The sequence below is a fragment of the Arthrobacter sp. P2b genome (assembly GCF_900168295.1).
Lineage (GTDB): Bacteria > Actinomycetota > Actinomycetes > Actinomycetales > Micrococcaceae > Arthrobacter.
The window spans coordinates 910,741-925,750 of the sequence record NZ_FVZL01000001.1 but is presented as its reverse complement, the minus strand read 5'-3'; the positions used below and the strand labels follow the sequence as shown (position 1 = coordinate 925,750).

The 15,010-nt window shown below is 66.1% G+C and carries 12 protein-coding genes; 5 read left to right on the top strand and 7 right to left on the bottom strand.

Annotated features, from left to right (window positions below; all coding sequences use genetic code 11):
* Positions 1-45: 45 nt before the first annotated feature.
* The 3 genes from mmsB to B5520_RS04085 form a co-directional block, all read right to left on the bottom strand.
* On the bottom strand, positions 46-1,335 hold the full coding sequence (gene mmsB, locus B5520_RS04095) for a multiple monosaccharide ABC transporter permease (RefSeq protein ID WP_079595753.1): 1,290 nt from the start codon (positions 1,333-1,335) through the stop codon (positions 46-48).
* 45 nt (positions 1,336-1,380) lie between these two features.
* On the bottom strand, positions 1,381-2,943 hold the full coding sequence (gene mmsA, locus B5520_RS04090; protein ID WP_079595752.1) for a multiple monosaccharide ABC transporter ATP-binding protein: 1,563 nt from the start codon (positions 2,941-2,943) through the stop codon (positions 1,381-1,383).
* Positions 2,944-3,074: 131 nt separating this feature from the next.
* Positions 3,075-4,265 (bottom strand): ROK family transcriptional regulator, encoded by a 1,191-nt coding sequence (locus B5520_RS04085; RefSeq protein ID WP_079595751.1) that lies wholly within the window; start codon positions 4,263-4,265, stop codon positions 3,075-3,077.
* Positions 4,266-4,468: 203 nt separating this feature from the next.
* Here B5520_RS04085 and B5520_RS04080 point away from each other — a divergent pair, with 203 nt between their 5' ends.
* The gene (locus B5520_RS04080; RefSeq protein WP_079595750.1) at positions 4,469-5,263 is read left to right on the top strand and encodes a nitrilase-related carbon-nitrogen hydrolase; all 795 of its coding nucleotides are present in this window, start codon (positions 4,469-4,471) and stop codon (positions 5,261-5,263) included.
* On the opposite strand, the gene B5520_RS04075 is transcribed toward B5520_RS04080, so the two are convergent.
* Positions 5,242-6,933, bottom strand: coding sequence for a PucR family transcriptional regulator (locus B5520_RS04075; RefSeq protein WP_079595749.1), 1,692 nt, complete (start codon positions 6,931-6,933; stop codon positions 5,242-5,244). The two genes, B5520_RS04080 and B5520_RS04075, sit on opposite strands and share 22 nt — an antisense overlap.
* 109 nt (positions 6,934-7,042) lie before the next feature.
* Between B5520_RS04075 and B5520_RS04070 the strand changes: the two genes are divergently transcribed.
* Positions 7,043-8,575, top strand: coding sequence for an amino acid permease (locus tag B5520_RS04070; protein ID WP_079595748.1), 1,533 nt, complete (start codon positions 7,043-7,045; stop codon positions 8,573-8,575).
* A 51-nt stretch (positions 8,576-8,626) separates the two neighbouring features.
* Positions 8,627-10,363 (top strand): flavin monoamine oxidase family protein, encoded by a 1,737-nt coding sequence (locus tag B5520_RS04065; RefSeq protein WP_176156759.1) that lies wholly within the window; start codon positions 8,627-8,629, stop codon positions 10,361-10,363.
* On the opposite strand, the gene B5520_RS04060 is transcribed toward B5520_RS04065, so the two are convergent.
* From B5520_RS04060 to purU, 3 genes are all read right to left on the bottom strand, one after another.
* A complete protein-coding gene (locus B5520_RS04060) occupies positions 10,360-10,878 on the bottom strand; it encodes a gamma carbonic anhydrase family protein (RefSeq protein ID WP_079595747.1) in 519 nt (172 codons plus the stop codon). The genes B5520_RS04065 and B5520_RS04060 overlap by 4 nt on opposite strands.
* Positions 10,879-10,960: 82 nt before the next feature.
* Entirely contained in the window at positions 10,961-11,632 is a 672-nt protein-coding gene (locus B5520_RS04055; protein ID WP_079595746.1) for a class I SAM-dependent methyltransferase, read from the bottom strand.
* A gap of 33 nt (positions 11,633-11,665) precedes the next feature.
* Complete coding sequence (gene purU / locus B5520_RS04050) at positions 11,666-12,526, bottom strand: formyltetrahydrofolate deformylase (RefSeq protein ID WP_079595745.1); 861 nt, start codon at positions 12,524-12,526, stop codon at positions 11,666-11,668.
* Positions 12,527-12,802: 276 nt separating this feature from the next.
* On the opposite strand from purU, the gene glyA reads away from it, so the two are divergent.
* Together glyA and B5520_RS04040 are read left to right on the top strand one after the other, a co-directional pair.
* Entirely contained in the window at positions 12,803-14,101 is a 1,299-nt protein-coding gene (gene glyA / locus B5520_RS04045; RefSeq protein WP_079595744.1) for a serine hydroxymethyltransferase, read from the top strand.
* A 3-nt stretch (positions 14,102-14,104) separates the two neighbouring features.
* Positions 14,105-15,010 carry a bifunctional methylenetetrahydrofolate dehydrogenase/methenyltetrahydrofolate cyclohydrolase gene (locus B5520_RS04040; protein WP_079595743.1) on the top strand — a complete coding sequence of 302 codons (906 nt, stop codon included), beginning with the start codon at positions 14,105-14,107 and terminating at the stop codon, positions 15,008-15,010.

Here is a 15,010-nt window from a genome sequence, read left to right as displayed (position 1 = left end):
GTTCTCTTTCTCTGTAGTGGTGTAACGCTGTTCAGGCTGCACGGCTCAGGCTTCCCTGGCGATGGCTTCCTTGGTGGAGGTGGTCTCGTCGGGCTGAAGCGGGTTGCTGGGTCCGCCGCCGGCACGGCCGCCGCCGATGTTCTTCATCAGCATGCCGATGAGCGACTTTTTGCCTTGGCTCTTGTTGTAGACGTCGAAGGCAACGGCGATCAGGAGCACGAGGCCCTTGATGATCTGGGTGAGGTCGGCGCCGATGCCGAGGAGCTGCAGGCCGTTGTTCAGCACAGCCATCACCAGGCCACCGATGATGGACCCCACTACGGTGCCCACGCCGCCGGTGACGGCGGCGCCGCCGATGAAGACTGCGGCGATGGCGTCCAGTTCCCAGCCGACGCCGTCGAACGGGCCAGAGGCGGTGGAGCGGCCGACGAAGATCATGCCGGCCAGGCCGGCCAGGATGGACATGTTCATCATGACCAGGAAGTTGACCTTTTTGGACTGGACGCCGGAAAGTTCGGCCGCGTGGCGGTTGCCACCCACGGCATACACATGCCGGCCGAGGATGGTGCGGGAGGAGATAAAGCCGTAGACCAGGACCAGGACCGCGAGGATCAGGCCGGGGATGGGGAAGGAGGTGCCCGGGCGGCCGGTGGCGAACAGGTATGTGGCGTAGAGGATGGCGCCGCCGATCAGGACCAGCTTGAGGGCAGTCACCCACATTTCGGGGACTTCGGCACCGAGAGCCTTGGCACGTGCCCGGGAGCGGAGTTCGCCGACGACGACAAATGCGGTGGCGGCGATGCCCAGCAGGAGCGTGAGGTTGTTGAATCCGCTGTCGGGTCCCACCTCGGGGAGGTAACCGGCGCCCAGGTACTGGAAGTCGTTGGGGACCGGGATGGTGTTGGACTTGCCCACGAACTGGTTGAAGCCGCGGAACAGGAGCATGCCGGCCAGCGTCACGATGAAGGCCGGGATTCCCACGTACGCCGTCCACCAGCCTTGCCAGGCTCCGATCAGCGCACCAAGCAACAGCCCCAGCAGGACGCCCGCGTACCAGGGGATGCCCCAGTCGCGGATGGCCAGGGCAACGGTGACCCCCACGAACGCGGCCACGGAACCCACGGAAAGGTCGATGTGCCCGGCGATAATCACCAGGACCATGCCGATGGCCAGGATCAGGATGTAGGAGTTGCCGTTGAAGAGGTTGATGACGTTGCCGGGGGTGAGGGTGCGGCCGTCGGTGGCGATCTGGAAGAAGATGATCAGTGCAACCAGGGCGAAGATCATGCCGAATTGGCGGGTGTTGCCGCCAAACAGCTTTTTGAGGGCGTTCATGGTGTCAGTCCTTGTGTCCGGAAGGTTCTGGAGTGATCCAGAGGGTCAGGCGGCTTCGGCTTTGCGGGCAGAGGTCATCAGTTTCATCAGGCTTTCCTGGCTGGCCTCTTCTTTGGTCAGGACACCGGTAACGGCGCCTTCGAAGATCGTGTAGATGCGGTCCGAGAGGCCCAGGAGTTCGGGGAGCTCCGAGGAGATGACGATCACTCCCTTGCCCTGGTTGGCGAGCTGCTGGATGATGCCGTAGATCTCGTACTTGGCCCCGACGTCGATGCCGCGGGTCGGCTCGTCCAGGATCAGCAGGTCGGGGTCCGTGAACATCCATTTGGCGAGGACCACCTTCTGCTGGTTGCCGCCGGAGAGCTTGGCCACGCCTTCCTCAACCGAGGGGGTCTTGGTCCGGAGCGACTTGCGGTACTGCTCCGCCACGGTGAATTCCTGGTTCGGGTCCACCACGGAGTTGCGGCTGATCTTGCGCAGATTGGCCGCCACGGTGGTGGTCTTGATGTCATCCAGAAGGTTCAGTCCCAGGGACTTGCGGTCCTCGGTAACGTAACCGAGGCCGGCGTCGATGGCCTGGCGGACCGACTTGAGAGTGATCTCCTTGCCGTCCTTGTAGATATGGCCGTTGATGAAACGGCCGTAGGACCGGCCGAAGACTGACCGGGCCAGTTCGGTGCGACCAGCGCCCATGAGTCCTGCAAAGCCGACGATTTCACCACGGCGGACGAAGAAGCTGGAGTTTTTGCAGACCAGTCGGTCCTGGACGTTGGGGTGGGCCACGGTCCAGTCCTTGACCTCGAAGAAGACTTCGCCGATCTTGGGCGTGTGGTCCGGGAAGCGTGATTCCAGTGTGCGGCCCACCATGCCCTTGATGATCCGGTCCTCGTCCACCCCGTCAGCCTTCACGTTCAGCGTCTCGATGGACTTGCCGTCCCGGATGATGGTGATGGAGTCGGCGATCTGCTCGATCTCGTTGAGCTTGTGCGAAATGATGATGGACGTAATGCCCTTGGCCTTCAGGCCGAGCATCAGGTCCAGCAGGTGCTGGGAATCGGATTCGTTCAGCGCGGCGGTGGGCTCGTCCAGGATGAGGATTTTCACGGACTTGTTCAAGGCCTTGGCGATTTCGACCAGCTGCTGCTTGCCGACGCCGATTTCCTTGATGGGGGTGTCCGGGTCCTCACGGAGGCCCACGCGGGCCAGCAGGTCAAGGGACCGCAGGCGGGCTTCGGCCCAGTTGATGACACCCCGCTTGGTGGGTTCGTTGCCCAGGAAGATGTTCTCCATGATGGAGAGTTCCGGGATCAACGCCAGTTCCTGGTGGATGATCACGATGCCGGCGTGTTCGCTGGCCCTGATATCCCGGAACTGCTGCACCTGGTTCTGGTAGACGATGTCGCCGTCGTAGCTTCCGTACGGGTACACGCCGGAAAGAACCTTCATCAGGGTGGACTTGCCGGCACCGTTCTCGCCGCAGATAGCGTGGATCTCGCCAGCCTTTACCCGCAGGCTCACGTTGTCCAACGCTTTGACGCCGGGGAATTCCTTGGTGATGGACCGCATCTCCAGGATGATCGGTTCCGTGTGCGTGGTCTGGGACGCCATATGCCCTAACCCTCCAATGCAATGACTTCTTTGTCCGGCCGGCAAAGCGCAGGGCCGTCTGATCCAAAAGTAAACTGGATCACAGCAGTTGTCGTCAAGTCTTTAACGCAATTGCTGGATAACGAAACGGTCTAGGTCTTCCGGATCCCAGCGTGCTGGAAGACCAGGGCCGCAGCGCCCAGGGCCTCCGCACGGTCTCCCAGGGAGGACATGGTGAGTGTTGTGGTCTCCCCGATGACGGGGACGGCATGCCTGACCAGGCCGCGGCGGATGGGCTCCAGCAGGAGGTCGCCGAGTCCGGCCAGCGGTCCTCCCACCACGATCACTTCAGGGTTGATGAGGTTGGCCACGTTGCCCAGGGCGCGGCCAACGGACAGGCCAGCATCGTCCACGACGCGGAGCGTGGCGGGGTCGCGGTTGAGGGCTTTCCTGACGATGTCCGCGGGCGTGAGCGGCCGGTCCTCGCCGCGGCTGAGGAGTTCGATCATGGTGGTGGTGGAGGCGATGGTTTCTAGGCAGCCGCGGTTGCCACATCGGCATACGAGGCCCTGTTCGTGGATGGTTGCATGGCCGATTTCACCGGTGATGCCGACGTTCCCGTAGTAGGGGGCGCCGTTGAGGATCAAGCCCGCACCGATGCCCGATCCGATCTTTAAAAACAGCAGGTTGCTGACCCCGGTGTGCTGCCCCCAGGTCACCTCGGACCACGCGCCCAGGTTGGCGTCGTTGTCAATAAACACAGGGATTCTCAAGGTTTCCTCAAGGTACTGGAGGATGTTGATCCCCACCCACTCAGGAAGGATGGCACCCTGCGCAACCGTCCCCGTCCGCCTGTCGATCGGCCCGGGAATTCCGACGCCGGCACCCACCACGGCTGACCGGTCAATGCCACTTTCGCGCAGCAGTTTGTCCAGCAGGACCACCGATGCCTGGATGCCCTCCTCTGCCTGGTGGCCGAGGGGGAGCATGACGGATTCCTCCGCAATGACGTGGTAGCTCAGGGAAGCCAGCACCACCCGGAGGTGGCGCCGGCCGAAGTCGATTCCCACAGCCACCGCCCCGTTGCTGTTGAGCCTGACGTTGAGTGCCCTCCGGCCCGAGCTGGTGATCGGTTCGGTGGAGGCCAGTCCGGAATCCAGCATGATTTTGACGATGTTGGAGACGGTGGCGGTGGAGAGTCCCGTCTGCCTGGCCAGCTCGGCCTGGGTGGAGGGTCCGCCCATGAGGGTCTCGATAATCCGTTGCTGGTTCAGCTGCCGCAAGGCGGACTGTGAACCGGGATTTTTCGGCTTGCTCCTCGTTGAGCGCGGGGTTGCGGACATGCTAAGAAGATTGCCCTATCGCTCACCTTGGAGTCAAGAAGTTAACGCATAAGGCATGCCAGGGCCGGTGATGGACGCCGGGACAATGTGGCCAGCTATTCGGCAAGTGAGGTGCAAATGGCCCCGAAAAGCGTCGCGGCCGCTGGCTACGCTGGTTGTAGGGCCCCGGCGAGGGGCCGCCCCAACGACGGAAGGTGGTAGCAGTGCTGCTGGCACTCCTGCAGGCGAACGCCGCGGTCCTTGATCCCGAAGCCAATTGTTCCGTCATTGACGCCGCTGCCCGCTCCGCGTCAGCGGCCGGCGCTGAAGTCCTGGTAACCCCGGAGCTCTTCCCGGTGGGATACGCTCCGCGCCGCGTCCGGGCCGGGCTGGATCCGGCACTCCTGCCGGTGCTCCACGAACGGCTCGCGGACATCGCCCGCCGAAACAGCATCGCGCTGGTGTACAGCCTTCCCCGCATCACCCCTGAGGGGGACTGGCAGATCAGCGCCACTCTTGTGGATACCGATGGCAGTAGCCTGTTCAGCTACGGCAAGGTTCACCTGTTTGGCCCGGATGAAAGGGCAGCCTTTACTCCGGCAACGGAACGCCCCGCTGTCGTGCACTTCCATGGGATACCGACGTCGATGGTGATTTGTTATGACGTGGAGTTTCCCGAAGCCGTGCGTGCCGCGGCTGCGGGCGGCGCTGAACTGCTGCTGGTCCCCACAGCCCTGGCCCACGGATTCGACGACGTTCCCCAGGTGCTGCTGCGGGCCAGGGCACTCGAAAGCCAGCTGACCATCGCCTACGCCAACCACTCAGGGATTGAGGATGACTGCCGTTTTCTGGGCGGCAGCGTGATCGCCGGTCCGGACGGGAAGCTGCTGGCCGCAGCCGGGGAAGCGCCTGAGCTGCTCTTCGCCGAGGTGGACCCGGATGCCGCCCGGCGTGAGCGGACCACCGTGCCGTACCTGGCCGAGCGCCGCCCGGACCTCTACCGGTCCTGGGACGCCTGACCGCCGCCCGCCACCTCATCCGAAGGCGCTGCGGCGTCGACAAACTGCAGGGCAATCCACAACTCGGCGCGGGCTGACGCCTGCCCCAGGTCCATGTCCAGGAGCTCCGCCAAGGCGTTGATCTGGCGGCGGACGCTGTTCCGGTGCAGGCCCAGGTCCTTTGCCGTGGCGTCCCAGTTACCGTTGGCGGCCAGCCAGGACCGGAGGACCTGGAGCTGGGAGTCCCGACGGTCGGGCTCCTGGTCCAGAACCGGTGCCAGGAGCCGGGCGGCCAGCATGGCGCCGGCATCGCCGCCCAGTAAGCCAGTGACGGACCACGTCAGTTCCTCTTCCCGCACAGACTTGCCGGTAGCCGAGACCCTGGGGCGCAGCGCCGTGGCACTGCGGTAGGCCGCGGCAAGACCCGGGAGTTCCGCGGGCTGCCCGACCACGAGCCGCCAGCCCAGCTGCTCCACCTCCGCCAGCAGCTGCTCATCCACCTTCAGCCGCGTTACCGCAGCGAACCCGTACCCCGTCAGCTCCACCATCTTCGTGTCGAACAGCCGCCGCCACTGGAGCAGCTCCCGGACCGGCCCGTCGGCGGCAGCTGCAGGATCAGTCCGAATGCCCTGCACCACCCGGACCGGCCCGGTCCGGGTTCCGGAAACACTTTGCGCCAACAGATCCCTCATGGCGTTCAGCTCCCTGTTGTTGCCCCCGGCCAGGCTTTCGGGGTGCAGCAGCAAGGCGGTGGCCAGCTGGCTCGGCGCCAGCGAACCGCTGGTCCGCTGCCGGACCAGGAGTTCCAACAGGCCAACCACAGAGGAGACCACGTTGTTTTGGGCGGGGGTGAGCGGCTTGTCCGCGCCCAGCACCAGGCCGCCGAGCGTTGCGTCCCTGCTGCTCCGCAGGGGATGGCCGAACACCAGCGCCGAGCCGGGTATATCGAATGCCTCTGTTTCCACGCGCGGGCCGCTTCCCGCCAGGAGCCTCTTGAGCAGGGGCTGGAGTGCGGAAAGTTCGACGGCGGCACCCGCCCGGGCGCGCGCCCTTCCGTCGGCGCCGGCCAGGACAGCCCACACCGGAACCCGCTGGGTCAGGGCCGCCAGCAGCTCATGCTCGGGCCGGGCCGAAAGGACGGCCCGCATCAGGTGCCGGTTGGTTTCTGCCAACTGCCTGAACACCTGGGCGTTGCCGGATTCCAACAGCTTGGAGAACTCGAGCCCCAGGGCGGCGAACGGGACGCTGGCGGGCACTTCGACCAGGGTGAGGCCATGCTCCCGGCACGCGGCCACAAGATCGCCGGGCACAGCATCGTAGTAAGGTTCCAGGCCGAACCCCAGTGCCGCAACCCCGGCAGCGACAAGCCGGCGGACGTAGGCGTCGGCCCCGCTGGCGCGGCTCCTGCCGCGGTCACTGCCGGCGGTGCCGCCGCCGTCGTTCCTTCCATTGCTGCCGCCGCGGAAAGGCAGGCCGGCGGTCAGCACAAACTCCCCATCCAGCAGGTACGGCGTGGGATCTTCCAGCTCGCTCGGCTCCACCCAGCGCAGGGGAGTGTGGCCGTTGCCGGCATCGTGCACCACGGCCACCGCCGGAGGCAGCGCGGCCAGGAACTGTCCCAGTGTCACTGCATCCAGCTGAGGGGCCGAATCATCGGCGGGGGCACTGATGGCTGGTGCATTGCGTCTCATGACCAATGACTATAGGTCACTTTGCACACCTCTGAGATACGGCTCACACCCCTACGCTGGGGGAGGGGAAACCAGTTCAACCACTCACCGACACGAACGGACGTCAACGATGACTGTGCCTACACTCTCCGGCCAGGCTCCGGCCCGCCCGGCCGGCCGTCCCACCCTCGGCGCTCAGTTGCTGCGCCGCAAACCGATCGCCCAAATGGTCAGCGAGGCTGAGTCCAGCCAGGGCGGGCCCCGCCTGGTCCGGAGCTTTGGCGTCCTGCAGCTGACCATGATCTCCGTGGGTGCGACGCTGGGCACCGGCATCCTGGTGATCCTGGGCGAATCCGTCCCGCTGGCGGGACCTGCCATCTGGATCTCCTTCGCCATCGCCGGCCTCGCTGCCCTGCTGTCAGCGGTCTCCTACGCCGAGATGGCGGGCCTGGTTCCGGTGTCGGGCTCAAGCTACTCCTACACCTACGCCACCATGGGCGAGGGGATGGCATGGATCTGCGGCTGGTGCCTGGTGCTGGAATACGCCGTGTCCGTTGCGGCCGTTGCAGTCGGCGCCGGACAGTACGTGAACGAAGCCCTGTCCGTGTTCGGCTCGGTGCTGCCGGACGCCTTCTCCCAGCCCCCGGGCGACGGCGGAATGGTCAACATCCCCGCCATGGTGATCGTGGTGCTTGCCACCGTCCTCCTGGTCCGGGGCGCCAAGGAAAGCGCCTGGATCAACACCTCCATCGTGGTGGTCAAGGTAGGAATCCTGCTCTTCTTCTGCGCCGTCGCCTTCAGCGCCTTCAACGCCGGAAACTTCGAGCCGCTGCTTCCCATGGGAGCCGCCGGCGTCTCGGCCGCAGCTTCACGCGTTTTCTTCTCCTACATCGGCTTCGACGCCGCCTCCACCGCGGGCGAAGAAGCACGCAACCCCAAGCGGGACCTGCCGCGCGCCATCATGCTCTCCATGCTGATCGTCACCACCATCTACGTCCTGGTGGCCGTGGCCGCGATCGGCGCCCGCCCCTGGGGCTGGTTCGACGGAACCGAAGCGGCCCTGGTGAAGATCCTGGAAGAGACCACCGGACAGCCCTGGATTGCCCTGGTCTTCGCGGTCGGCGCCGTCCTCGCCATCGCCAGCATCGTCCTGACGGTCCTCTACGGCCAGACCCGCATCCTGTTGTCCATGGCCCGCGACGGCCTCATCCCCGCGATCTTCGGCCGCGTCTCCCGCCGGACCGGCACCCCGGTGGCCGGCACGCTCCTGGTGGGAACCGCCGTCGCGCTCACCGCCGGACTGGTCCCGCTGGGCGCACTGGCGGATGCCACCAGCATCGGCACCCTGTTCGCGTTCGCGCTGGTGAATGTTGCGGTCATCTACCTCCGCCGGACGCGTCCGGAACTGGAGCGGACCTTCCGGGTGCCGTTCTTCCCGCTCACGCCGATTCTCGGCGCCCTGATGTGCGGCTACCTCATGGCAAACCTGGGAGCCGACACCTGGATGACCTTCGCCGTCTGGATGCTGGTGGGCCTGGCCGCCTACTTCGGCTACGGACGCCGCAACTCCAGGGTGGCGGCGCTGGGCAACGAGGAATACCTTGAGTTGTCCGCCCGGTCCGCCACGACCCAACCCGCCACGCCCCAAGCCTCCAAGTCCTGACCCTCCGCAGCAACCCATCGACGCCCCGAACCAACAAAGGCAGACATCTCCATGACCATCGCCACCGAACTTCCGGCCTCCGACCCGTCCAGCACCTCCACCCTGGCGCCGGGCGCGCCTGGCCGGCGTCCCGGAGAGCAGACGGCGCCCATCACCATGCTCAACCCGGACTTCCCGTTCAGCTACGACCACTACCTGGCACACCCGGACGGGCTGGGCTCGCTGCCGGACGACATGCTCGGAACCGAGGTTGCCGTTATTGGTGCGGGACTGTCCGGCCTGGTCACGGCGTATGAACTGATGAAGCTGGGACTGCGGCCGGTTGTGTATGAAGCCGACCGGATCGGCGGGCGCCTCCGTACAGCCGCCTTCCCCGCCGCGCCGGGCGTGGTGGCGGATCTGGGCGGCATGCGCTTCCCGGTCTCCGGCAGGGCCTTCTACCACTATGTGGACCTGCTGGGCCTGGACACCCAGGAATTCCCCAACCCGCTCGCCGACGCCACCTCCAGTACCGTGATCGAACTGGCCGGGCAGAAGCACTATGCGGAAAAGCCGAGCGACCTTCCGCCGTTCTTCCGCGAGGTTGCGGACGCCTGGAAGGCGGCCGTCAATGACGGCGCCAAATTCGCGGAGATGCAGGATGCCATCCGTGCCCGGGACGCAGGCCGGATCAAGGAACTCTGGAACGAACTGCTGCCGCTGATGGACGAGCAGACCTTCTACGGGTTCATCGCTGCCAGCGAGTCCTTTAAGAAGGCGGGGTTTGCGCACCGCGAAGCGTTCGGACAGGTTGGCTTCGGCACCGGCGGATGGGACACCGACTTCCCCAACTCCATCCTGGAGATCCTGCGCGTGGTCTACACGGATGCAGACGACCAGCACCGCCTCATCAGCGGGGGAGCGCAAAGGCTGCCCGAGGCACTCTGGCAGCACTCGCCGTCGGACATGCGCCACTGGCCGGAGGGAACGTCCCTGTCCTCACTGCACTCCGGGTCACCCCGCGGCGCCGTCGGGAAAATCAGCCGGGACCCGGACGGGAACCTGCGGGTCCGTGAACGCTGGGGCCGCGAAGCCAGCTACCCCGCTGTGGTGACAACGTGCCAGTCCTGGCTGCTGTCCACCCGGATCCACACCGAGGAAGCACTCTTCCCGGCCGAGCTGTGGACCGCCATCGAGCGCTCGCACTACATGCAGTCCTCCAAGACCTTCGTGATGGTGGACCGGCCGTTCTGGAAGGACATCGATCCGGAGACCGGCAACGAGGTCCTGTCCATGACCCTGACGGACCGCCTGAACCGGGCGACGTACCTGCTGGACAACGGACCGGACCAGCCCGCCGTCATCCTGCTGTCCTACACGTGGAACGACGACGCCCTGAAGTGGCTGGCGCTGGACGCCGATGAGCGCGTTGAACTGATGCTGCACTCGCTCGAGCAGATCTACCCCGGCGTGGACATCGCCAGCCACATCGTGGGCCAGCCCATCACCGTGTCCTGGGAAGCGGATCCCAACTTCATGGGCGCCTTCAAGGCCAACCTGCCGGGGCACTACCGCTACCAGCAGCGGCTCTTCACGCACTTCAAGCAGGATGCCCTGCCCGAATCCCAGCGTGGCATCTTCCTGGCCGGCGACGACGTGTCCTTCACCGCCGGCTGGGCCGAAGGGGCAGTGACCACCGGGCTGAACGCGGTGTGGGGCGTCGTGAACCACCTGGGCGGCTCTTCCGCGCCGGGCAATCCGGGACCGGGCGACCTGCTGGACGCGATCGGGCCTATCAGCCTCGATTAAGCGTGGAGCTCCCGGTGCGCTGCGGCCAGCTCAACGTACCGGGAAGCGTTGGCGCGCACGCCGTCGTACTCCTCGTCGGTCAGTTCGCGGCGCACCTTGCCGGGAACGCCGGCCACCAGTGAGCGGGGCGGCACAACCGTGCCCTCAAGGACGACGGCGCCGGCCGCCACGAGCGAGCCGGTGCCGATCACTGCGCCGTTGAGGACGGTTGCGCCCATGCCGATGAGGCAGTCGTCCTCCACCGTGCAGCCATGCACGACGGCGGCGTGCCCGACGCTGACCCGTTCGCCCACCGTGCAGGGGAAGCCGGGATCAGCGTGCAGCACCACGTTGTCCTGCAGGTTGCTGCCAGCCCCGACGGTGATGGCCGCGGTGTCGGCCCGGACGGAGACGCCGTAGAAGGCGCTCGATTCGGGGCCCAGGGTGGCGTTGCCGATGATCGAGGCAGTGGGCGCGACGAAAGCTGAATCGTGGACGGCCGGCGAGTTGCCGGCGAAGGGGTACAGGGGAGCCATGGGCCCAGCCTAGGGCATCCCCGCGCAGACCCAACTAGGTAGCGCTAACTGTCGTTGTGGGGTGTCTAAACGACACTTTGCGCTACTTACTTGGGTTTGGGGTTCGCAAGACAAGGAACTGGTAATGCTGCTTCCAGGCGCCCCGGCCCGGGCCTGACTCGTCACCGGTACCCTCCGGCCAGGTCTGGAAGTGCTCCACCTCGCCGTGTTCGCCGAAGATCCGCCGGACGGTCTCATCACTGCGACGGCTGAAAAACCGGCGCGGCTCCTCGTCGTCCTCCGGGTTCAGGACTTCCTCATCGTTCCCGGACCACAGTCCGACGGCGATCGGCGCGCCCGGTGCGCTGACCCGCACCAACTCGCTGACGACGTCGTGGATCCGGCCGTTGGGAACGTGCAGGAGCGTGCTCATGGTCCACGCCGCGGAAAACGAGTTGGCCGGGAAGGGCAGGCTCCGGCCGCTGGCCACGCTTACGTCGAGGCCCCTGCCGCGTGCCAGACGGACGCTCTCACTTGACAGGTCAACCCCGGTGTAATGCAGGCCGGCACGCACGAACTCCAGGCCTTCAACGCCGGTGCCGCACCCGAGCTCGAACAGCGAGTGCCGGTGTTCATTCTTCAGGAGTCGGATGAACCGGTCGCGGCACTGGACACGGTGCGGGGTCATGGCCCGGGTACTGCCAGCAGCTGCCGCCCGGTCATAGAACACGGCGAGGTCGGCCTCGTGGTCGGCGTGCTCCGGAATGCCCTGCATGATGTCCGCCCCCGGCTCCCGGTTGCTGGAGTGCTAGTTGAAGACCACTGTCCGGTTGCCGTCCAGCAGCACCCGGTGCTCCGCGTGCCACTGCACGGCCTGGACCAGCGTGCGGCCCTCCACATCGCGGCCCATCTGGACGAACTGCTCAGGAGTCCGGGCGTGGTCAACGCGGATGACTTCCTGCTCGATGATGGGGCCCTCGTCCAGCGCCGCCGTCACGTAGTGGGCCGTGGCGCCGATCAGCTTCACGCCGCGGGCGTGCGCCTGGTGGTACGGCTTGGCGCCCTTGAAGGACGGCAGGAATGAGTGGTGGATGTTGATGGCCTTGCCGGTCAGCTCGGTGCAGAGCTCGTCGGACAGGATCTGCATGTACCGGGCCAGGACCGTCAGCTCAATGTCGTGTTCGGCAATGATGGCGCGCAGCTTGTCCTCAGCCTGGACCTTGGTGTCTTTGGTCACGGGGATGTAATGGAACGGGATGCCGTAGAACTCGGCCAGCCCGGCCAGGTCCTGGTGGTTGGACACGATGGCAGGAATCTCAACGGGCAACGTGCCGGAGCGCTGCTGGAACAGCAGGTCGTTCAGGCAGTGGGCGGAGGTGCTGGCCATCACCAGGGTCCGTACTTTCTGGCCTACGGCGTTGAGGCTCCACTGCATGCTGAAGGCCTCGGCCACGGGCTCCAGGGCCCCGCGAAGCTCGGACGCGGAGGCAGGCGTGGTCACTTCCACCCGCATGAAGAAGTTGCCCGTGGCGGGGCTGCCGTACTGCTGCGAGTCCGTAATGTTGCAGCCTGCCACCAGCAGGGCACCGGCCACCGCGTGGACAATTCCGGGACGGTCCGGGCAGGACAGGGTTACTACGTACGCTTGGTTCAGCAGCTCTTCGTTCACGCGTACAAGCCTACCCGCGCACCGGGCGCCGGTTTTGATACGCTGGAAGCGTCGCAACTGGCGTTGGGTGGCTAACCACCAGGGAGCGGCAATCACGAAGACCACGGATCGTACGCCTGGGCCGAGGGTCATGTCTTGCCGGAAGTGGGGCTGCACTGCGTCAGTGCTGCAGCGCCATGCCCTGCGCTTTCACGCCCTGTCACCAACGCGGTACGAAAGTGCGCCAGCCGGTAGCCTGACCTAAGCAGTGCCCGCATCCCTAGCCAGGAGTTTTCCGTGACTACTACAGCCACCTCAACCACCGCCGTCAGCAACCAGCCGCTGGCCGAGCTCGACCCCGAAATCGCCGCAGTCCTCAACCAGGAGCTCGGCCGCCAGCGCGGCACCCTGGAAATGATTGCCTCCGAAAACTTCGCGCCCCGCGCCGTGATGGAAGCCCAGGGCTCCGTCCTCACCAACAAGTACGCCGAGGGCTACCCGGGCCGCCGCTACTACGGCGGCTGCGAGTACGTGGACGTCGCAGAGCAGCTGGCCATTGACCGGGTCAAGGCACTCTTCGGCGCCGAGTACGCCAACGTCCAGCCGCACTCCGGCGCGCAGGCCAACGCCGCAGCCCTCTCCGCCATGATCACCCCCGGCGACAAGATCCTGGGCCTGTCCCTGGCCCATGGCGGCCACCTGACCCACGGCATGAAGCTGAACTTCTCCGGCAAGCTCTACAACGTGGCTGCCTACCAGGTGGAAGAAGACACCTTCCGCGTGGACATGGACAAGCTCCGCGAGCAGGCCATCGCCGAGAAGCCCCAGGTCATCATCGCCGGCTGGTCCGCCTACCCGCGCCACCTGGACTTCGCAGCCTTCCGCTCCATCGCCGATGAAGTGGGCGCCCTCCTGTGGACGGACATGGCACACTTCGCGGGCCTGGTGGCCGCAGGCCTGCACCCCAGCCCGGTCCCGCACTCCGACGTCGTCACCTCCACCGTGCACAAGACCCTCGCAGGTCCCCGTTCCGGTGTGATCCTGGCCAAGCAGGAGTGGGCCAAGAAGCTGAACTCCAACGTGTTCCCGGGCCAGCAGGGCGGCCCGCTCATGCACGTCATCGCCGCCAAGGCAGTGGCCTTCAAGATCGCCGGCACCCAGGAATTCAAGGAGCGCCAGGAGCGCGTCCTGGAAGGCGCAAAGATCATCGCCGACCGCCTGAACCAGGCCGACGTCGCGGAGGCCGGCGTCTCGGTGCTCACCGGCGGCACCGACGTGCACCTGGTCCTTGTTGACCTGCGCAACTCCCAGCTGGACGGCCAGCAGGCCGAGGACCTCCTGCACTCCGTGGGCATCACCGTCAACCGCAACGCCGTGCCGTTCGACCCCCGCCCGCCGATGGTCACCTCCGGCCTGCGCATCGGCACCCCGGCCCTGGCCACCCGCGGATTCGGCGCCGCCGAGTTCACCGAGGTCGCCGAGATCATTGCCACCGCCCTCAAGGCAGGCAGCAGCGCCGACGTCGAGTCCCTGCAGGCACGCGTGGACAAGCTGGCCGCCGACTTCCCGCTGTACCCGCAGCACGAGCAGTGGTAATTCGTGACTGAAACCACGCAGACCGCAAAGATCCTTGACGGCAGGGCAGCAGCTGCCGCCATCAAGTCCGAGCTGAAAGACCGTGTCGCAGCCCTGAAGGCCCGCGGCGTCACGCCCGGGATCGCCACCGTGCTCGTGGGGGCGGACCCCGCCTCCCAGCTGTATGTGTCCATGAAGCACAAGCAGTCCGTGGAGATCGGGATGAACTCGATCCAGCGCGAGCTGCCTGCAGATGCCACCCAGGCGCAGGTCGAGGACCTCATTGACGAACTCAATGCGGACCCCGCCTGCCACGGGTACATCGTGCAGCTGCCGCTGCCCAAGCACCTGGATACCGACGCCATCCTCGAGCGGATTGACCCCGCCAAGGATGCCGACGGCCTGCACCCGACCAACCTCGGCCGCCTGGTGCTCAACGTCAACGGGGAGATCACCTCGCCGCTGCCGTGCACGCCCCGCGGCGTCATCGAGCTCCTGGAGCGCAACGGCTACAGCCTTTCAGGCAAGCATGTTGTGGTGGTAGGCCGTGGGGTTACCATCGGCCGCTCCATCGGGCTGCTGCTCACGCGGCGGGCCGTGAACGCCACCGTGACCCTGACGCACACCGGCACGAAAAACCTCTCCGAGCTGCTCCGGCAGGCGGACGTTATTGTGGGCGCGGCCGGTGCCAAGCACATCGTGAAGGCTTCGGACGTGAAGCCCGGCGCTGCCCTGCTGGACGTCGGAGTCACCCGGGAAACCGACCCGGAGACGGGCAAGAGCAGGGTCCATGGCGACATCGAACCGGCCGCTGCCGAGGTAGCCGGCTGGGTTTCGCCGAACCCCGGGGGCGTCGGCCCCATGACCGTGGCGCTGCTGATGACCAACGTGGTCGAAGCGGCCGAACGCCAGGCCGGCATCACCGGCTAG